The 17,493-nt window shown below is 64.8% G+C and carries 19 protein-coding genes and 2 tRNA genes; 12 read left to right on the top strand and 9 right to left on the bottom strand.

What is annotated here, in order from left to right; all coding sequences use genetic code 11:
- Positions 1 to 26 precede the first annotated feature (26 nt).
- The 4 genes from trmB to KZZ07_RS10220 all read left to right on the top strand — a co-directional run bounded on the left by trmB (position 27) and on the right by KZZ07_RS10220 (position 3,340).
- A complete protein-coding gene (trmB, locus tag KZZ07_RS10235; protein WP_219513950.1) occupies positions 27 to 740 on the top strand; it encodes a tRNA (guanine(46)-N(7))-methyltransferase TrmB in 714 nt (237 codons plus the stop codon).
- 153 nt (positions 741 to 893) lie between these two features.
- Positions 894 to 2,237, top strand: coding sequence for a 3-phosphoshikimate 1-carboxyvinyltransferase (aroA, locus tag KZZ07_RS10230; protein ID WP_219513949.1), 1,344 nt, complete (start codon positions 894 to 896; stop codon positions 2,235 to 2,237).
- A 72-nt stretch (positions 2,238 to 2,309) separates the two neighbouring features.
- Complete coding sequence (locus tag KZZ07_RS10225) at positions 2,310 to 2,729, top strand: GFA family protein (protein ID WP_219513948.1); 420 nt, start codon at positions 2,310 to 2,312, stop codon at positions 2,727 to 2,729.
- The gene (locus tag KZZ07_RS10220) at positions 2,726 to 3,340 is read left to right on the top strand and encodes a (d)CMP kinase (protein ID WP_219513947.1); all 615 of its coding nucleotides are present in this window, start codon (positions 2,726 to 2,728) and stop codon (positions 3,338 to 3,340) included. The genes KZZ07_RS10225 and KZZ07_RS10220 overlap by 4 nt, the downstream gene beginning before the upstream one ends.
- Positions 3,341 to 3,388: 48 nt before the next feature.
- On the opposite strand, the gene KZZ07_RS10215 is transcribed toward KZZ07_RS10220, so the two are convergent.
- On the bottom strand, positions 3,389 to 4,414 hold the full coding sequence (locus tag KZZ07_RS10215) for a LacI family DNA-binding transcriptional regulator (protein ID WP_255564269.1): 1,026 nt from the start codon (positions 4,412 to 4,414) through the stop codon (positions 3,389 to 3,391).
- Positions 4,415 to 4,535: 121 nt separating this feature from the next.
- Between KZZ07_RS10215 and KZZ07_RS10210 the strand changes: the two genes are divergently transcribed.
- Positions 4,536 to 4,612, top strand: a tRNA-Arg gene (locus KZZ07_RS10210).
- Between the two features lie 27 nt (positions 4,613 to 4,639).
- On the opposite strand, the gene KZZ07_RS10205 is transcribed toward KZZ07_RS10210, so the two are convergent.
- The 4 genes from KZZ07_RS10205 to KZZ07_RS10190 form a co-directional block, all read right to left on the bottom strand.
- Positions 4,640 to 5,182 carry a rhomboid family intramembrane serine protease gene (locus tag KZZ07_RS10205; RefSeq protein WP_255564268.1) on the bottom strand — a complete coding sequence of 181 codons (543 nt, stop codon included), beginning with the start codon at positions 5,180 to 5,182 and terminating at the stop codon, positions 4,640 to 4,642.
- A gap of 95 nt (positions 5,183 to 5,277) precedes the next feature.
- On the bottom strand, positions 5,278 to 8,322 hold the full coding sequence (locus tag KZZ07_RS10200; RefSeq protein ID WP_219513945.1) for a hypothetical protein: 3,045 nt from the start codon (positions 8,320 to 8,322) through the stop codon (positions 5,278 to 5,280).
- 165 nt (positions 8,323 to 8,487) lie between these two features.
- Positions 8,488 to 8,694 (bottom strand): hypothetical protein, encoded by a 207-nt coding sequence (locus KZZ07_RS10195; RefSeq protein ID WP_219513944.1) that lies wholly within the window; start codon positions 8,692 to 8,694, stop codon positions 8,488 to 8,490.
- Positions 8,679 to 8,963, bottom strand: coding sequence for a hypothetical protein (locus tag KZZ07_RS10190; protein ID WP_219513942.1), 285 nt, complete (start codon positions 8,961 to 8,963; stop codon positions 8,679 to 8,681). Before KZZ07_RS10190 ends, KZZ07_RS10195 begins: the two co-directional genes overlap by 16 nt.
- 273 nt (positions 8,964 to 9,236) lie before the next feature.
- On the opposite strand from KZZ07_RS10190, the gene KZZ07_RS10185 reads away from it, so the two are divergent.
- The 4 genes from KZZ07_RS10185 to KZZ07_RS10170 all read left to right on the top strand — a co-directional run bounded on the left by KZZ07_RS10185 (position 9,237) and on the right by KZZ07_RS10170 (position 12,448).
- On the top strand, positions 9,237 to 10,118 hold the full coding sequence (locus KZZ07_RS10185) for an SMP-30/gluconolactonase/LRE family protein (protein ID WP_219513941.1): 882 nt from the start codon (positions 9,237 to 9,239) through the stop codon (positions 10,116 to 10,118).
- A gap of 213 nt (positions 10,119 to 10,331) precedes the next feature.
- The gene (locus tag KZZ07_RS10180) at positions 10,332 to 10,622 is read left to right on the top strand and encodes an alpha/beta hydrolase family protein (RefSeq protein ID WP_219513940.1); all 291 of its coding nucleotides are present in this window, start codon (positions 10,332 to 10,334) and stop codon (positions 10,620 to 10,622) included.
- 93 nt (positions 10,623 to 10,715) lie between these two features.
- Entirely contained in the window at positions 10,716 to 11,522 is an 807-nt protein-coding gene (locus KZZ07_RS10175; RefSeq protein WP_219513939.1) for an NAD-dependent epimerase/dehydratase family protein, read from the top strand.
- Positions 11,523 to 11,545: 23 nt separating this feature from the next.
- Positions 11,546 to 12,448 carry a 5-dehydro-4-deoxyglucarate dehydratase gene (locus tag KZZ07_RS10170; protein WP_219514015.1) on the top strand — a complete coding sequence of 301 codons (903 nt, stop codon included), beginning with the start codon at positions 11,546 to 11,548 and terminating at the stop codon, positions 12,446 to 12,448.
- A gap of 262 nt (positions 12,449 to 12,710) precedes the next feature.
- On the opposite strand, the gene KZZ07_RS10165 is transcribed toward KZZ07_RS10170, so the two are convergent.
- Positions 12,711 to 12,787, bottom strand: a tRNA-Cys gene (locus KZZ07_RS10165).
- Positions 12,788 to 13,110: 323 nt separating this feature from the next.
- On the opposite strand from KZZ07_RS10165, the gene KZZ07_RS10160 reads away from it, so the two are divergent.
- Positions 13,111 to 13,662, top strand: a complete 552-nt coding sequence (locus tag KZZ07_RS10160; protein WP_219513938.1) for a prolyl hydroxylase family protein — start codon at positions 13,111 to 13,113, stop codon at positions 13,660 to 13,662.
- Between the two features lie 64 nt (positions 13,663 to 13,726).
- The gene (locus KZZ07_RS10155; protein ID WP_219513937.1) at positions 13,727 to 15,337 is read left to right on the top strand and encodes a tryptophan halogenase family protein; all 1,611 of its coding nucleotides are present in this window, start codon (positions 13,727 to 13,729) and stop codon (positions 15,335 to 15,337) included.
- Positions 15,338 to 15,364: 27 nt separating this feature from the next.
- On the opposite strand, the gene KZZ07_RS10150 is transcribed toward KZZ07_RS10155, so the two are convergent.
- On the bottom strand, positions 15,365 to 16,012 hold the full coding sequence (locus tag KZZ07_RS10150; protein ID WP_370631115.1) for a winged helix-turn-helix domain-containing protein: 648 nt from the start codon (positions 16,010 to 16,012) through the stop codon (positions 15,365 to 15,367).
- Positions 16,013 to 16,043: 31 nt separating this feature from the next.
- Positions 16,044 to 16,340: a hypothetical protein gene (locus KZZ07_RS10145; protein ID WP_219513935.1), complete on the bottom strand. Its 297-nt coding sequence runs from the start codon at positions 16,338 to 16,340 to the stop codon at positions 16,044 to 16,046.
- Between the two features lie 199 nt (positions 16,341 to 16,539).
- On the opposite strand from KZZ07_RS10145, the gene KZZ07_RS10140 reads away from it, so the two are divergent.
- Positions 16,540 to 16,872 carry a hypothetical protein gene (locus KZZ07_RS10140; RefSeq protein WP_219513933.1) on the top strand — a complete coding sequence of 111 codons (333 nt, stop codon included), beginning with the start codon at positions 16,540 to 16,542 and terminating at the stop codon, positions 16,870 to 16,872.
- 82 nt (positions 16,873 to 16,954) lie between these two features.
- Here the strand turns inward: KZZ07_RS10140 and KZZ07_RS10135 are convergent, their stop codons facing one another.
- The gene (locus KZZ07_RS10135; protein ID WP_219513932.1) at positions 16,955 to 17,440 is read right to left on the bottom strand and encodes an ureidoglycolate lyase; all 486 of its coding nucleotides are present in this window, start codon (positions 17,438 to 17,440) and stop codon (positions 16,955 to 16,957) included.
- Positions 17,441 to 17,493 lie beyond the last annotated feature (53 nt).

The raw sequence follows: 17,493 nt of genomic DNA, 5'->3' as shown, positions 1-17,493 counted from the left end.
GGCGCCGGGCGCTAAGCGCCCGGGCCATGACCACGTCAAACAAGCACCCCGGCGCCCCCTGGCGCAATTTCTACGGCCGCATAAAGGGCAAGACCCTGCGGCCGAAACAGGAAGAGTACCTGCAGGAGGACCTGGACCGGCTGTCGCCCGGTGCGGTCGACTGGGAGGAAAACCCCGACCGGACGCCGCTGGACACGGGCGCGCTCTTTGGTGGTGCGCCGGTCTGGCTGGAAATCGGCTTTGGCGGCGGCGAGCACATGGTGCACCAGGCGGTCGGGAATCCGGGCGTGGGCATCATCGGGGCCGAGCCCTTCATCAACGGCGTGGCAATGCTCCTGGGCAAGATCCGGGAGGCGGGCGCAGAGAACCTGCGGGTCTATCCCGGCGATGCGCGCAACCTGTTCGACGTGCTGCCGGACCAGTCGATCTCGAAGGCCTTTCTGCTGTATCCCGATCCCTGGCCCAAGAAGAAGCACCACCGGCGGCGCTTTGTGACGCAGGAGCATCTGGAACCACTGCACCGGGTGCTGAAACCGGGGGCCGAGTTCCGCGTCGCCACAGACATTCCCGACTATGTCCGTCAGACGCTGGTCGAGGTCCCGAAAGCCGGGTTCAGATGGACCGCCGAAGGGCCGGAGGATTGGCGCACACCCTGGGCTGACTGGTATTCGACCCGCTACGAGCAGAAGGCCCTGCGCGAGGGGCGCGTGCCGCATTACCTGACCTTCCACAGGCGGTGAGCGGGCAGGGGGCGCTGCCCCCTCGGCCTGCGGCCTTCACCCCCGGAGATATTTGGAGAGAGAAGAAACAGGGGCGCGGCGCTGCACGAGCGCGATGGACCTTGTCCCGGGCGCTTGCTATCAGGCGGCGACGATTTTGCAGGAGACCGCCCCATGTCCGCCCACGGCACCCCGATCCCGATGACTTCGCGTGCCTCCGGCCCCTTGGCGGGCGAGGCGCATGTGCCCGGCGACAAGTCGATTTCTCACCGCTCGCTGATCCTGGGCGCGATGGCGGTGGGCGAGACCAAGGTGACCGGACTGCTGGAAGGGCAGGACGTGCTGGACACCGCCAAAGCCATGCAGGCCTTTGGCGCCCAGGTCGAGAAGATCGGCGACACCTGGCATGTGCATGGCGTGGGGGTCGGCGGCTTTGGCGAACCGGACAACGTGATCGACTGTGGCAACTCGGGCACCGGGGTGCGGCTGATCATCGGGGCGATGGCCACCTCGCCCATCGTGGCGACCTTTACCGGTGACGCCAGCCTGAACAAGCGCCCGATGGCCCGCGTGACCGATCCGCTGGACCTGTTCGGGACGCGGGCCTATGGGCGGTCGGGCGGTCGGCTGCCCATGACCATCGTCGGCGCTGCCGAGCCGCTGCCGGTGCGCTACGAGGTGCCGGTGCCCTCGGCGCAGGTGAAATCCGCCGTTCTGCTGGCCGGGCTGAACGCGCCGGGCGAGACCGTGGTGATCGAGCGCGAGGCGACGCGGGATCACTCGGAACGGATGCTGGCGGGCTTCGGGGCCACGATCTCGACCGAGGTCACCGACGCGGGACGGGTCATCACCCTGCAGGGGCGGCCCGAACTGAAACCGCAGACCATCACCGTGCCGCGCGATCCCTCGTCGGCGGCTTTCCCGGTCTGCGCGGCGATCATCACCGAAGGGTCGGACGTGGTGGTGCCGAACATTGGGCTGAACCCGACGCGCGCGGGGCTGTTTGCCACGCTGCGCGAGATGGGCGCCGACCTGACCTATGAGAACGCGCGCGAAGAAGGGGGCGAGCCGGTGGCCGATTTGCGCGCGCGCTTCTCGCCCGATCTCAAGGGGATCGAGGTGCCCGCCGAGCGCGCCGCCAGCATGATCGACGAATATCCGGTGCTGTCGGTTGTCGCCAGTTTCGCCGAGGGGCGCACGCATATGCCGGGCGTCAAGGAGTTGCGCGTCAAGGAAAGTGACCGGATTGATGCGATGGCCACAGGCCTGCGTGCCGCCGGTGTGCATGTCGAGGAAGGCGAGGACTGGTGGACCGTCGAGGGGCGCGGGCATGGCAAGGTTGCGGGCGGCGTGACGGTGGAAAGCCACCTGGATCACCGCATCGCCATGTCCTTTCTTGTCATGGGGTTTGCCGCCGCACGGCCAATGACGGTGGATGACGGCGGGCCGATCGCCACGTCCTTTCCGATCTTCGAGACGCTGATGGGCAACCTGGGCGCCGAGATCACGCGCGGCTGAGGCGGAGCGGCTGGGGCTTTTCCCCGGGGCGCGCTCTTGCTACGCCTCGGGAGGATGGACAGGGAGTGTGCGATGCAGGCTGCGGCTGGAGTGACGGGGGGATGCCTCTGCAAGGCGGTGACCTACCGCGTGAGCGGCGCCCTGCGCCCGGTGATCGCCTGCCATTGCAGCCAGTGCCGCAAGACCTCGGGACATCACGTGGCAGCCACATCGGCGCCGCGTGAGACGGTTTCGGTGACGGGTGACGTGACCTGGTACGGATCGTCCGAGACAGCGCGGCGCGGCTTCTGCGGGACCTGCGGCAGCAACCTATTCTGGGACGGGCCGGGCACCCATCTGTCGATCTTTGCCGGGACCATCGACGGGCCGACCGGGCTGCACTTGTCGGGGCACATCTTTTGCGCCGACAAGGGGGACTACTATGATATCGGCGGGGGCCTGCCCCGGGCCGATGGCGCTGACCCGGGCATGACAACACAGGTGATCGCGTGAGTTTTACCATCGCCATCGACGGCCCCGCCGCCAGCGGCAAGGGCACCATCGCGCGCCAGCTTGCGGCGCATTTCGGTTTTGCGCATCTGGACACCGGGCTGCTGTATCGCGCGGTCGGGCGGCAGATGCTGTTGGGTGTGCCGCCGCTGGAGGCGGCGCAGGGGCTGGACGTGACAGGGCTGGACGCGCAGGACCTGCGGGGGCCGGAGGTGGCTCAGGCGGCTTCGAAAGTGGCGGCCTTGCCCGATGTGCGGGCGGCGCTGGTCGATGTGCAGCGGGCTTTTGCCCGGCGGTCGGGGGGCGCAGTTCTGGACGGGCGCGACATCGGGACAGTGATCTGCCCCGAGGCCGAGGCCAAGCTGTTCGTGATTGCCGGCGCCGAGGTGCGGGCCGAGCGGCGGTGGCGCGAACTGGTGGCTTCAGGGCACGAGGTGACACTGGAAGAGGTGCTGGAGGACGTCCTGGCCCGCGATGCGCGCGACATGAACCGGGCCGATGCGCCGCTGAAACCGGCAGAGGATGCGATCACGCTGGACACGTCGAAAATGGCCATTGCGGATGCGGTGGCCGAGGCCATTGCCATCGTGGAGCGCGCCGGAGCGGCGGGTTAGGGGCCGCGAGGTCCCGGGGCAGGCCCGGGACTGCGGTGCGCGGGGCTTTCAGCGCCGCTTCAGCGTGTCGCCGTAGTCCAGTTTGGGCGCCAGTTCGATGATCGGCTCAAACTCCGCCTCTGGGTTGTCGACCCGGCCGGAGATGATCTGTGCGGCCTTGCGCCCGATTTCCGCCCGGCAGGCATCCATCGTCGCCAGCTTGCGCGGCAGGCCGTCCAGCAATTCGACCCCGTTGAACCCGGCAAGACCGATCTGGCCGGGGATCTCTATGCCCGCATCCAGCAGGTGCAACAGGCCGCCCGCCGCGATCATGTCGTTGGAATAATAGAGGAAGTCTAGCTCCGGCTCACGCTCCAGCATGGCCTTGGTCATTTCGCGCCCCTTGGCGAGGGCGGAACCGCCGGAATAGAATTCCTGGTCGATCACCTCGACGCCTTCCTTTGCCAACGCCTCGGTGAAGCCCTCGAAGCGTTTGCGCGCGCGGTGGTCCAGCGGCATCTTGGTGCCCATGAAGCCGATGCGCTGATAGCCCTGTTTCAGGATCGCGCGGGCCATTTCGCGGCCCGCCCTGCGATGGCTGATGCCCACGGCGCAGTCGATCGGCTTGCCGTCGGTGTCCATGATCTCGACCACCGGGATGCCGCTGGCCTTGAGCATGGCGCGCGCGGCCTCGGTATGTTCCAGCCCGGCCACGATCACGCCCGAGGGGCGCCACGAGAGCATCTCGTAGAGGACGCGCTCTTCCTTTTCGGGCAGGTAGTCGGTGACGCCGACCACGGGCTGCAGCTCGGTCTCTTCCAACACGCTGGAGATGCCCGACAGAACCTCGGGGAAGACCATGTTGCGCAAGGAGGGGATGATGACCGCGACGAGGTTCACCCGCTGGCTGGCAAGCGCGCCTGCGATCTTGTTGGGCACGTAGCCCAGCGTCTTGGCCGCTTCCAGAACCTTTTCCCGGGTCGCCTGGCTGACGTCCCCGCGGTTGCGCAAGACGCGGCTGACGGTCATTTCCGAGACGCCGGATGCCTCGGAGACATCGCGAAGGGTAAGCGGGCGGGAGTCGTCGGCGGCCAAGGGCAAATCCTTTTCGTGAGATAGCGATACGTTACCGCAATCAGGGCGCTGTGCAAGAGCGGTATGCTCTGCAACCATCCGGGATGACAAGCCCGGCGTGGCAGGGTAAGGAGGCGCCGACGGCCCCGTGGCTCAACTGGATAGAGCAGCCCCCTCCTAAGGGGCAGGTTGCAGGTTCGAATCCTGCCGGGGTCGCCATTTCTATGCTCCCGCGCGCTCGGCGGGTCAGGCGGTCCCGCGCAAGGCCCTTGCCGCGGCGATGCCGGCGAGCGCGCCGAAGAAATGCGATTCCCAGCTGACACCGGGCTGGCCGGGCAAAACGCCCCAGACCATCGTTCCGTAGACCACGGCAACGCCCGCCGCCACCAGCAGCGGGACAAGGCGCTTTTCGACCAGGCCCCGCGCCACCAGAAAGCCGAACCAGCCAAAGATCAGCCCGGAGGCGCCGACGTGGATTGCGGGGTTGCCAAACAGCCAGACGCCCAGCCCGCCAAGGACAACGATCAGCAGCGAGGCCACCACCGCCACCGATCGCGCCGTGATGACAAGAAGCGCGCCCAGCACCGCCAGCGGCGCGGTATTGGCCGCCGCATGGGCGACCGAGCCGTGCAGCAGCGGCATGAAGACGATCCCGTCCAGCCCGCCTAGCGATCGTGGCCGCAGGCCAAGCCAACCGTTGAGCGCGTTGCCCGTCAGCAGGTTGACCGCTTCCACCCCCCAGATCACGGCCAGAAGGGCAGCCAGCCACCCGAAACGCTTGAAATCCAATGTACCAATCCATCCATGACCGCCGCCCCGGTCGGTCTCCCGGCCGGGGTTGTCACATCATGCCGCAAAGCCATGCAGAGCGGAACAGGGGGATGTCAGGGCAGCTGTGCCGTGTCGCCCTGGATCTTCAGCTTCCAATTCTCGATCAGGGTGCCCTTGGTCTTGAGCCGGCTGGCCAGATAGTAGAGCCGTTGTGTCGCGGGGCCGTCCGGCGCGGTCTCGAATCGCTGCTTGAGGTAGTAGGGCGGAATGGCCTGGGAATAGAGCGTGGCGTGCAGGGTCACGGCTTTTGGGTCGACCCCGTCGGGCAGGGTGATCTTGTAGGTGAGTTCATCCTTGCCGGCCATCACGCCCGCGTCTTTTGCTGCACGGCCCTCGGGCATCGTGACCTTCATGAAGGCGGCGGTCACTTCGGATGATCCGAACCGTTTCTCAAAGGCCTCTGTCCCCGGTTTCGCCGCGCCCCAGGGCAGCAGGCGGTTGTCCTTGGGGTGATAGACGCGGTGCACGAAGCTGGTGGTGAACTGCTTTTGCGCGTTCTGGGTCAGCTCTTCGTAGATCTGCACCTGTGTCTGGTCGTCGATCAGGTCGTGATGCGGCTGGTAGAGCGCCTCTGTCGCGCCCTCGGGGACGAAATCCAGGAATTCGGTCTTCAGCGGTTTGCCATCCGGGCCGATGATGACACCGGCGCCATTAGTGCAGCCCGAACACCAGATCTGCTTGCCCGCGGCATCGGTCACGCGGACCTCCAGGAAGGCGCGGCGGAAACCGACGCCCGAGGGCAGGCGGTGGCCGGTTTTGTTGTCGACGGTCACGAGTGCCGTCAGGGTGCCGTCCGCGCCTGTCAGGCTCTGGATTTTCACATCCGCCGTTTCGTCCCGCGCCTGCAGGGCCATCGTGTCCATCGAGAGCTGGGCGCCGTTGGTGGCGTAGGTCATCGGGTCCTTGGGACCCAGCCCCATTTCCTCGTCGAACTGCGACAGCATGGCCACCATGAAGGCATTGAGCCCCACGAAACTGTGCCGCTTGTAGTTGTCGCGGAAAGGCACGTCGATCTTGTCCTGAGGCAGGGCGTGGGGCACGTCGGGCAGGTTCGTGTCCTGGATCGAGGCGATCTGCGTGGTCAGGCTGTCGATCTTGATCTTGCCGTCCAGCGTTTCGAAATTGCCCTTCATGTGACAATCCTGGCAGGACCGGGCGGTGCCCGCATCGGCAAACTGGCTGTTCTTCCATTCCAGGAAGGTGGCCTGTTCGACCGAGTGCTGGAACTTGACCAGCGGTTCCCGGTAGGTGGCGCCGTATTGATCGGACAGAAAGCTGACGGCGTTCTGCGCGGCCTTGTTCAGCACCGCCTGTTCGGCGGCGGTGAACCCGGGCAGGGGCGCATCGGTGGGGGCGTCCACGTTGGGCAGGTTGATGGTGTGGCAGGCGCCGCACATCTCGCTGTCCTTGATGTAGGTGTCATGCACCGGGGTGATGCCCATTGCGTTTTCCATCGGCTTCTGGCGGACATCGGCAAAGGGGCCGATCAATTCGCTGGCCTTGTTCAGGCGGAAGACGCCGGTGGTGCCGTTCATCAGGTAGGTGTCCAGCGGGTTGTAGTCCGGCTGGCCCTCGGCCCGTTCTGGGGGCGCGATATGGTGGCAGACGGAACAGGATATGCCCTCGCGCGCGAGATTGCCGTAGACGTGGTAGTCATAGGTCCCGTCGGCGATCTGCTTGTCCTTTTGTTTGGTTGTCAGGGGCGTGTGCAGCAGGGCGTAGTCTGGTTTGAAGACATTGCCGTCCAGCCCCAGCTCGGGGGTGTCATGGGCGTCGATTTCCAGCTGCCGCTGGCCCATCGCGCCGTGGCAGGACAGGCAGGTGGTGCCAAGGTTGTCCGACAGGTCGCCCGCGCCGGCCCGATTCAGCAGGGCGAATTCGGATTCCAGCTGGGCGAAAAAGATCGGGTCACGCCCGGCCAGGCCCATCGGCGACCAGCGCCATTCGCCATATTCCGAGATATTGTACCCCTTGCCGTAGTCCGATCCGGTCTTGATGAACATGGTCACACCCGAGGGCGCGCCGCCCAGCCCGCCGTGGCAGCCGACACAATTGTCGGAGGTCAGGAAATGCTGGGTGTCGTTCGGGCGGGCGGGGACGTGGTCCAGCCATTCGCTGGGCAGGGTTTGCAGCTGTGTCCGCGGGATTTCGATCCCGTCCTTTGGCGGAAACATGGCGGCGAAGGCTGGGTTCACCTCGACCGGAGAGGCCTTGGCCGCCGCAACATGCGCCGCGCGCATCGCGCCCGGATCATGGGCGTCGCTCAGGTAGGAGGTGATCATCGATGACAGGTCGGCGCCAAAGGCCGGTTTCTGCGGCTTGGGCAGGTCGCGCCAGCTTTCGTCGACGCGAAAAATCAGCGGCTCACCGGTGTAGCCTTCGACGTTTTCCAGGGCGGAAAAGATCAGTTCCTCTGCGGCGGAGGCATGGCAGCGCATGCACATTCCGTCGCCCCCGGCGCCAAGCGGCGGGCTGTAGGGCGGCTCGAAACTGTCGATGACGGGTTTGCGCGCGGCCATGTCGTCCTTGTCGGCGAAATAGACCGAGGCAAAGAACCAGCCGCCGTGCGACAGCGAACTGTCCTTGACCATGACGGTCCAGTTCAGCCCGCCGGTGTCATAGGCGTAGTCGGTCAGTTCGGCGTCGACCTTTGCGGGATCGTCCGGGTATTGCGCCACCAGCGCTGCGCGCTGTTCGTTGTAGCGGGCCGCGGGCGGGGTCACCATTTCCTTGATGACGATGGCGCCGTCCGGAATGGCCCCGGTCCGTCCGCCTTCGAGCCAGTCGATGATCTTTGGCGAGTAGTACATGCGCACCGCCGGGTGGATGCCAAAGCTCATGTTGAAGACAAAGGGCCCGGTGTCGCGCCACCGCTTGTCTCGCTTCCAGTTCAGCCCGACGTACTCGCGACGGGCGATCCAGGGAAAGAGGATCTTTTCATAGTCGATCAGGGGCAGGCTGCCGGGAAGGGGAAGGTCGGCGGGCAGGGCGGTCCGGGCTGGACCATGTGCCGGATCGGCCGCCTGTTCGGCGACGGTCAGGGGCGCCAGAACCTGGCACAGGCACAGAACCAAAGCAAAAATTCCAGAACGCCGCATGGGAAACTCCGATTGAAAATGAACTTCCAGAGTCGCCTAAAAGGCGATTCGGTGGAACCTGCAGAATGAAAAAAATGTGAGCGGCGTGTTCCCGCCCGTCGGGGTTCAGAATTTCGGACGGTCGGAATGCCAGTCAGGCCAGTGCTTGCGCACCCCGGCGGCAGATCACTCCGCGTCGAAATACGTCTGCGGCAGGGTCGGGCCCGGATCGGGATACATCCATGACCCCGGCAGGGCGTCCGGCACGTTGCGCAGCTTGGCGTTGACGACGCCGTAGACACTGGGCCGGGTGAGGATGCCGATGATCTCCGCCCGGTTGATGCCCCGCGAAAGGGCGATCCGCACGTCCCTGTTGGTCAGGAAGCCTCGCAACTCAGGGTCCTCGTGCGTGTGGTCGAAGTGGATGGCCATGTCGTTGGAATCGGTCGCCGTGCGCCGGTACAGCTTGTTCCCGCCGTCTGATAGAGTGCCGGCTGGTTGGCCAGGGTCGCGATGCGGCGGGCCTGCATGTCGACGTTGCCGGCAATGGTCTCCAGCAGGATGGCCTGCGCGCCCTGCAACACACGCCATTGCAGCCGATCGAGGTATGGCAGCTGGTTGCCCTCGGTTTCGACCTGCCAGAAGCAGGGATTACGCTCCATGACGACCCTGGTATCCAGCGTCGGGCGCTTGGCGCCCGCCCGGCGAAAACGAGCTGGCGGGTGCCTAAGGCGTGTCCCGCCCAGTTGTGCGCACGGCCCTTGCCCGCTTGCGCAAAGAAGGGTTGATTGTGTCCAAGAAGGGCGCGGGATTTGAACCGCTGGGCAGTATTGGTGACATTGCCGCCAATTTCCGGTTCCGTCGCTTCATCGAAACCGAGACGGCGACGCGGCGCATACCGACGGCCCGGAAAACCGGGTCTTCAAGGGGGGCAGATGGGGATCGAGATCACATGCGTTGCGCCGGTAGGGGCCGGGGTTGGCGAAGGCGCGGTCTGGGACGACCGGGCGCAATGCCTCTGGTGGGTCGATATCCCGGGCGGCGTCATTTACCGCTATGACCCGGCCACGGGGGAGAACCGTGCCATCCCTTACGGTGAGCCGGTCGGTTGCCTGGCGGTGCGGGAGCAGGGCGGGCTGGTGCTGGCCACAAAAACCGGCTTCTGGTTCTTCGATCCGGAGACCGGCGCCCGCGAGCCAATCCACGATCCCGAATCCCACTTGCCGCACAACCGTTTCAACGACGGTGCGACCGATGCGCAAGGGCGGTTCTGGGCCGGAACCATGAAGGACGGTGGCGATCCCGAGGCGCTGGGCGCCTTTTACCGGCTTGATCCGGATGGGACGGTGACGGCCTGGCACGACGGGATCTATACCACCAACGGGCTGGCCTTTTCGCCCGATGGGCGCCGGATGTACTTCTCGGACAGTCATCCGGGCGTGCGCACCATCTGGGCCTGCGACTATGACGGCGACACCGGGACGCCGGGCGCAGCGGGGGTGTTTTTCGACACCCGCGTCGTTCCCGGCCGTCCTGACGGGGGCACGGTGGATGCCGAGGGCTGTTACTGGCAGGCCGGCGTTTCCGGCTGGCAGCTTTATCGCCTTTCGCCAGAGGGCGAGGTGCTGGCGACCATCGACATGCCGGTGGAAAAACCCACCAAGCCGATGTTCGGCGGTGCGGATCTGGCCACGCTTTACGTCACCTCCATCGGCGCCGGGCTGGCAGACGACCCTGCGCAGCCTCAGGCCGGCGGCCTTTTCGCGATCACGGGCCTGGGCATTACCGGCCTGCCACAACCTCGATTTCAGGGCTGAGCCAATGAAAATCACCGGGCTGCGCAGTTTCATGTCCCGCGAAGGCAACCGTCCGGCGCCACCGAGATCCACATCCACTGCGCCGCCATGCAGGTGTCGCATGGACTCACCGCGTTCAAACTGTCGCCCTACCGCGCCGCCATCCATGCAGAGCCCTGAGGCAAGGTGATCCGCGCGGCCACGGAGTGGGCGGCGGCCCGACAGACCTGTGCCTTGGCTACCGGTTCGCATTCGACGCCCATGCGCGCCTCGCTGCATGACCTGCTGGCGGATCATGACCGGATCGACGGAACCCGCATTGGCACGCCGGGCATATCGATTGGGGCCGCGCTGGAACCACGGGTGGCGGCGGCGGCGCAATTGTGCATGCTGGCCAGCATCGAGGGGTTGATTGAAACCGGCGTGCCTGACCGTCACGGGCTGTACCTGAGCGTGTCGGGGCGCAGGTCACATTTGACCCGCGCCATGCCTATGACGCCACCGGGCGGACCGACCGGCTGGTGACCTGGATCGACCAGGCGACCGGCCACACGGAACCCCGGCCATTCACCAGGCGGTCCTGAGCTTTCTGGACCGCGCTTTGACCAAGAGGACATCATGCTGAAGAAACTGTTGATCACCGGCGCCACGGGCAACCTGGGCGCCGTCTGCCGCGAACGGCTGAAGCCCATCGCCGAAACCATCCGCCTGTCCGACAGGCCCGGCGCCAACATGGGGCAGGCGGCCCCGCACGAAGAGCTGGTGCCCTGCGACCTGGGCGACAAGGCCGCGGTCGAGGCGCTTGTCGAGGGCTGCGACGGGATCGTCCACATGGGTGGCCAGTCGGTCGAGGCGAACTGGGAAACCGTGCGCAATGCCAATATCGACGGGGTCTTTCATCTGTACGAAGGCGCGCGGAAAGCCTCGGTCAAGCCGCGCATCATCTTTGCCAGCTCGAACCACGCCATAGGCTTTTACAAGCAGACCGAACGGCTGGACGCCAACAGCACGCCCCGGCCCGACGGCCTGTATGGTGTGTCCAAGGTGTTCGGCGAGGCGATGGCCAGCATGTACCATGACAAATACGGCATCGAGACCGCCAGCGTGCGCATCGGATCCTGCTTTCCGGAACCCAAGAACCATCGGATGCTGTCCACCTGGATGAGCTTTGACGATTTCACCCAGCTGATCGAACGCATCTTCATGGTGCCGCGCCTGGGCTGCCCGATCGTCTACGGCGCCTCGGCCAATGGCGCCTCCTGGTGGGACAATCGTGAGGTCGCCTACCTGGGCTGGCAACCCAGGGACAATGCCGAACAGTTCCGCGCCAAGATCGACGCCGAGATGGACCCGCCGCCCGCCGACGACGCCAACGCGCTGTACCACGGTGGCGCCTTCTGCGCCGATGGCATCCACGAAGACTGATTGCACGAGGAAGACCGAAAATGATCGACCCTATTGCCCTGCGCGACATCATCCGTTCCGGGCTGCTGTCCTTTCCGGTGACGCCTTTTGACGCCGAGGACCGGTTCAACCCCAGTGCCTTTTCCGCCCATCTCGAATGGCTCAGCCCGCACAAGATCGCCGGGCTGATCGTCGCCGGCGGCACGGGTGAGCTGTTCTCATTGACACCCGCCGAGGTGGTCGAGGTGGTCAAGACCGCCCGCGCCGCCCAGCCCGGCCAGCCGGTGATCGCCGGCTGCGGCTATGGCACCCGCATGGCCTGCGAAATGGCGCAGGGCATCGAGGCGGCGGGTGGTGACGGTATCCTCTTGTTGCCGCATTACCTGATCGGTGCGCCGCAGGACGGGATCGAGGCGCATATCCGCACCGTGTGCAAATCGACCAACATGGGGGTCATCGTCTACAATCGCGGTCAGTCGGTTGTCTCTGCGGATACGCTTGCACGGCTGGCCGAAGAATGCCCCAACCTGATCGGCTTCAAGGATGGCACCGGCGACATCGACACGGTGCGCCGGATCACCATCGGATTGGGTGACAGGCTGGCCTATGTCGGCGGGATGCCCACGCATGAGCTGTTTGCCCAGGCGTTCCGTGGCGCCGGGGTGGATACCTATTCCTCGGCCGTCTTCAACTTTGTCCCCGAAACCGCGCTGGAATTCCACACGGCCTTCAGGACGGGCGACGATGCCAAGTGTGAACAGATGCTGCGCGACTTTTACTATCCCTTCGCCAGGGTCCGCGACCGCAAGACCGGTTACGCGGTGTCTGCCATCAAGGCGGGAGTCGCGCTGCGCGGGTTCGACACCGGCCCGGTGCGGTCCCCGTTGACAGACCTGACCGGTGAAGAGCGCGAGATGCTGAAAGCCGTGATCGGGGGTCGGCGGTAATTGATTGGGATTTTGGCGTGAATTGAGAGGGCGGCGGCGGGGAGATTCGCCACCGTTTCTTTTCGGGGGTTCTGAAAATTGGTTTTCGAAATCTGAAAATCGGAGGTCTCTAAATTGAATATCCGTCTTGGAAACTCGAAAGGGGGCCAATGGTCGGTTGATTGAGGTCGAAAGCCCAAGGGTTCCCCACCTGTTCATTGACGTGGGTCAGGGGTCTCTCTGTCAGAAGGAGGGCAAGTGTTTGTTTTATTGAAAGCAAATGTGGAGATGCAGGCGGGACTCGAACCCGCATGCTCCGGATTTGCAATCCGGCGCCATAACCATTTCAGCCACTGCATCCAATGGCGGTAGGCATTGGTCTCGAACCAAATTCTTGGGAAAGAACGCAACGATTAGCAGTCGTGCCCCGCACCTTGCGGGTTTACCTACCGGAGGGAGGTCAGCAACAACTGCGATATGTCATTTGCGTGTTCATGTTGGGGTAAATAAGCGGGCATCATTCATGGGTCAAGTCAATTATTCGAATATACCGGTCCGGAATTCCGGACCCGGGCTGCCCGTCAAAGAAATGTGACGGTTTCAGCCTTTCGTGTCGCAAACGGATCGGCATCCGTCGCTGGCCGGTGGCATGCGACGCAGATCCTTTCCATCGGGGCATCTGCATGCTGTCACCCTATTCGCTCGACCGGATGTTTTCCGACATCGAGTGCGACCAGATCATCCGCCTGACCCAGGCGCGGGAGTTCAGCGATGCCGGGCTGGTGCGCGGACGCCAGAACGAGACTATCCGCGTCGCCCGCATCACCTGGCTGGACGAAGACGGTGAGGGCGCCTGGGTCTTTCGCCGGGTGATGGAGGTTGTGCGCGATGTGAACCGCGCGCATTTCGGCTTTGCCCTGACCGAATTCGCCGAGCGGGCGCAGGTGGCGCTTTACGCCTCTGACGCGGGCGGGCACTTTGACTGGCATTCGGACATCGGTGCCGGCACCTTCGCGCAAAAACGCAAGCTGACGCTTGTCTCACAGCTGAGCGACAGCAGCGCCTACAAGGGCGGGCGGCTGGAGATGAACGGCAATGGCCAGGTGAAAACGGCGGATGCGACACGCGGCAGCGCCATCCTTTTCCCCAGCTTCACGTTGCACCGGGTGACGCCCGTAACCTTGGGCCAGCGCTATTCCCTGACCACCTGGGTGCATGGACCGGATTTCACCTGACCCTTTGCCATTTGCCCGCCTGCCGCTAGGCTGACCCCACGTAAGTTGCGGGGAGGGCAGCGGCATGGGGGATCCGATCACATCCATCACCATCGTGGGGGGCGGCACGGCAGGTTGGCTGGCCGCCTGTTTCCTGCGCGCCAAATGCGCGGCGAAGATCAAGATCACGCTGATTGAATCGCCCAACGTGCCCACCGTGGGCGTGGGCGAGGCGACGGTGCCGCACATGCCCGCCACGCTCCGCGAGATGGGCATCGACGACCGGGAGTTCATGCGCCGCTGTAACGCCTCGTTCAAGATGGGGGTCATGTTCAACGATTGGAACGTCGACCGGAAGGGGCGCTTTATCCGCTACATGAATCCCTTTGCCAGCCCGCCCCGGATCGAGGGCGTCGAGGCGGGCCATTACTTTCAGGCCTATGGCGCGGGCAACCGGGATTACATCCGGTCCTTTTCGCCCCTCATGGATCTTTTCGAGACATGGAAAGGCCCGTTTTCCCTGAACAAACAGGGGGAGGATCCGATGCCCCGCGCGGGTTATGCCTATCACCTGGATGCAGTGAAATTCGCTGGGCTGCTGGCGGAACGGGGCCGCGCGCAGGGCATCGCGCACATCCTGGACGATGTCGATGACGTGGAGCTGGACGAGCGCGGGTTTGTCGCCGCTTTGCAATTGCGGGAAACGGGCAGGCATCCGGTGCAACTGGTTCTGGATTGCACCGGCTTTCGCGGGCTGGTGATCCAGAAGGCGCTGGACGAACCCTTTGTCAGCTATGCGGATTACCTGGGCAACGACCGTGCGATGGCCCTGCAGGTGCCCCATCCGGACCCGGACAGGATTCGCGCCGCCACGCAGTCCACCGCGCTGGGCGCCGGATGGAGCTGGGCGGTGCCGCTCTTTAACCGGATCGGTACGGGCTATGTCTTTTCCTCGGCCCATCGGACAGACGACCAGGCGGCAGAGGAGTTCCTGTCCCATCTGGGTGACATGGCGCCGCCCGGGGCAGAGCCGCGCGTGATCCCGATGCGGGTGGGCCGGTCACGCCGGGCCTGGGTCAAGAACTGCATCGCGCTGGGCCTTTCGGGCGGTTTCATCGAGCCGCTGGAATCCACCGCGATCCACATGATCGACATGGGGCTGCGCTGGCTGTTGCAGTATTTCCCCAGCCAGGACTACGAGGAGGCCACCCGCGACGCCTACAACAAGGTGTCGGACGGCATGTTCAACGAGGTGCGGGATTTCATCTGCCTGCACTACCGGCTGAACAACCGCACCGACGATCCCTACTGGATGGATTCGCGCTCCCAGTTGAAGATTTCCGACCGGCTGGAACACCTGCTGGACCTGTGGAAACACCAACTGCCCACGCCGCTGGACGTGCCATCGGCGCATCTGTTCACCTACAACGTCTTTACCGCCGTGCTGTTGGGCAAACAGGTTTATGACAACGGCTATGGCGATGGCCGGTTGAACCGCTCTTTCGCGCTGCCGGAAAAGCCCTGGAAGGCCTTCTTGCGCCAGTCGGCGGCGCGCAACCGTGCCGTGCTGGAACACAAGGCGGACCACAAGCGCACCCTGCTGGCGCTGCGGGGTGAACTGCGTGCGGGATTGCAGGTGCAGACCCGGCTTGGCGAGGTGGAGGAGGCGAGCGCCGCGGAATCGGCGCTGTTCTGAGGCGGCATTCGGGGCCGGTTCAGCCGGTCAGACCACCTCGATCACGCCTTTGTCGATGGCCAGCATGTAGCCGCGCCGGGCGATATTCTTGACCAGCAACTCGCTGACCATCTGGTTGCCCAGCCCGTCGCGCAACCGCTTGATCCGCGTTGCGCCAGAGGCCTCGTCGCAATCCGCCTCTGACTTGCCCGAGATCACCGCCTCGATCTGGCTGCCGGTCAGCATCTCGTCGTCCAGCCGGGCCTCGGCCAGCACGGCCAGGGTTTCCATCATCGCGTCGGTCAGCTTGAACCCCATCGTGTTCAGATAGACGGTGTTTTCCTCGCGCGAGATGATGAGGCTGGAGACCTCGATGCCCGACCGTTCGATCTGGGCCATGCGCCGGTTGAGCGAGACCAGCATGACCAGGAAGACCAGCGCCGCGACCAGGAGCGCGGCGGCAAAGACCAGCAGCACGAAAATCACCATGCGGTAGCTGGCCAGCGTGTCGGAAAAGGCGGTGCCGGACTGGGCCAGGATCTCCAGCAGCTTGACCTCGGCCTGGCTGGCGAGGTTGTCGTTTTCCAGAAAGATACGTTCGACCCGCGCGTTGAAGGCGTTGCCGTCCGGCAGGGTCAGCAGCAGGACCGCCCCGGCCAGACCCAGGATCGTCACGATGGCGAAAATGCCCAACATGACGATGCGGCTGCCCGAGCGGCGGCTTTCGCTAGCGGTAATAGTGTTGCTTTGCAAATTCGAGTTCCGTTGCGGTGGGGGGCGACGTGGTGACCTTTACAATGCCCAAAAGCGCCCAGCCGCCCGATGAAATACGGGACCGGACAGCGCGTTCGGGCGACGACGGGCAAGACCCCGAGGATTGCACGATACCATAGTGCAGGCCATACTTGGGTGTGTCGCGCTTGGCCTTGTAATGGATGTAGCAATCCGCCGCCGCCGAGCTGGGCAAGGCCAGCGCAACGACGACAAGGGCAGCGGAAAGCAGTCTGGCAAGAGTCGTGGACATGAGGATACGCCGGGTTCGGGACATGATCCCAAACTGCGCTGTCCGGCCAAGAAATTCAATAACGCGAAGGGTCTGGGAGGGAGGTTATCCAATATCCACGGACTGATATTGAGCCGCCGGGAGGGCAGGCAAGAGGCTGAGGTCGGGAGTCGCTGACTTGACGCGGCTCCGCCCCCCACTCGTGAGAGGAGAACACCTCATGTCTGCACGTCTCATCACATCCATTGTCGCTGCCGGCGCATTGGTCCTGTCCTTGGCTGCGGCCTCGCCTGCGCAGGCCCGCAACAACAAGGACCTCAAGCGATTCCTGGGCGCGGCGGTTGGCCTCTACATTCTTGGCCAGGCGATCGAAAACCAGCATCGCGGCCGGGTCGTGAACCAGCGGCACCACAACGGGCACTGGAAGTATCGTCAGCACAATGGCGGCAAGTGGAAGAAGCGGCACCATCACGGCGGCAACTGGAAGCGCAAAGGCGGTCATTACAACGGATGCCGCAACGGCTGGAACCGCTATGGCCAGCGCTGCTGGTAAGGATACGGGCACCCAGGATCGAGCAGTCCCCGACACGGGGCAGCGAGGGGTCTCTTCGGAGGCCCCTTTTTGCGTTCTGCCTTCAGGGCAGGGTGACTTCGACCGGCGGGTTCAGTCTCACCTCTTGCAGGTTGGCAGTGTCCCCGATCCGGTCGACCACGGCAAAGAGCCCGGGCGCGGACAGGGGCGTCAGCACGCCGTGCCAGGTGCCGCGATGGAAATTCACACCCTGTCCGGGGCCGGCGAGGAAGGCGTGGATCGTCCCCGGCCGGTCGCCCGGTTCGGCCACGATGACCAGCCAGGGGTTGCGGTGCATGGGCAGGAAGGCCTGGCTGCCTTCGGGGTGGCGTTCGACAAGGTCCAGGACGTAGGGCAGGGCGCGCGGCTCGGCATCGAAGAGGCTGATGCCTGCCCGTCCATCGGGGCCGAAATCCAGCCGCGCAAGGTCATGGTGGCGTCCACATTTGCCCGCGTTGATCAGCTTGTCGGGTGGCCCCTTGACCTCCAGCACCTCACCAAAGGGGGCAAAGGCGCTGTGTGTCAGCGGCCGGGCGATGATCTGCTGCATGTCCTTGCCTTTCGGTAGAGGGGGCGGCGCCCCCGCCCTGCGGCCCCCCCGGG

The sequence above is a fragment of the Mameliella sp. CS4 genome, from assembly GCF_019392335.1.
Lineage (GTDB): Bacteria > Pseudomonadota > Alphaproteobacteria > Rhodobacterales > Rhodobacteraceae > Antarctobacter.
The sequence above is the reverse complement of the archived record's forward strand: the minus strand, read 5'-3'. Positions and strand labels throughout refer to the sequence as shown.

Bases quoted from the DNA above. Each gene is read 5' to 3' on its own strand.
- trmB (WP_219513950.1), top strand. From the start codon at position 27: ATGACCACGTCAAACAAGCACCCCGGCGCCCCCTGGCGCAATTTCTAC.
- aroA (WP_219513949.1), top strand. From the start codon at position 894: ATGTCCGCCCACGGCACCCCGATCCCGATGACTTCGCGTGCCTCCGGC.
- KZZ07_RS10225 (WP_219513948.1), top strand. From the start codon at position 2,310: ATGCAGGCTGCGGCTGGAGTGACGGGGGGATGCCTCTGCAAGGCGGTG.
- KZZ07_RS10200 (WP_219513945.1), bottom strand. From the start codon at position 8,322: ATGCGGCGTTCTGGAATTTTTGCTTTGGTTCTGTGCCTGTGCCAGGTT.
- KZZ07_RS10190 (WP_219513942.1), bottom strand. From the start codon at position 8,963: ATGGAGCGTAATCCCTGCTTCTGGCAGGTCGAAACCGAGGGCAACCAG.
- KZZ07_RS10185 (WP_219513941.1), top strand. From the start codon at position 9,237: ATGGGGATCGAGATCACATGCGTTGCGCCGGTAGGGGCCGGGGTTGGC.
- KZZ07_RS10175 (WP_219513939.1), top strand. From the start codon at position 10,716: ATGCTGAAGAAACTGTTGATCACCGGCGCCACGGGCAACCTGGGCGCC.
- KZZ07_RS10160 (WP_219513938.1), top strand. From the start codon at position 13,111: ATGCTGTCACCCTATTCGCTCGACCGGATGTTTTCCGACATCGAGTGC.
- KZZ07_RS10155 (WP_219513937.1), top strand. From the start codon at position 13,727: ATGGGGGATCCGATCACATCCATCACCATCGTGGGGGGCGGCACGGCA.
- KZZ07_RS10150 (WP_370631115.1), bottom strand. From the start codon at position 16,012: ATGTTGGGCATTTTCGCCATCGTGACGATCCTGGGTCTGGCCGGGGCG.
- KZZ07_RS10145 (WP_219513935.1), bottom strand. From the start codon at position 16,340: ATGTCCACGACTCTTGCCAGACTGCTTTCCGCTGCCCTTGTCGTCGTT.
- KZZ07_RS10140 (WP_219513933.1), top strand. From the start codon at position 16,540: ATGTCTGCACGTCTCATCACATCCATTGTCGCTGCCGGCGCATTGGTC.
- KZZ07_RS10135 (WP_219513932.1), bottom strand. From the start codon at position 17,440: ATGCAGCAGATCATCGCCCGGCCGCTGACACACAGCGCCTTTGCCCCC.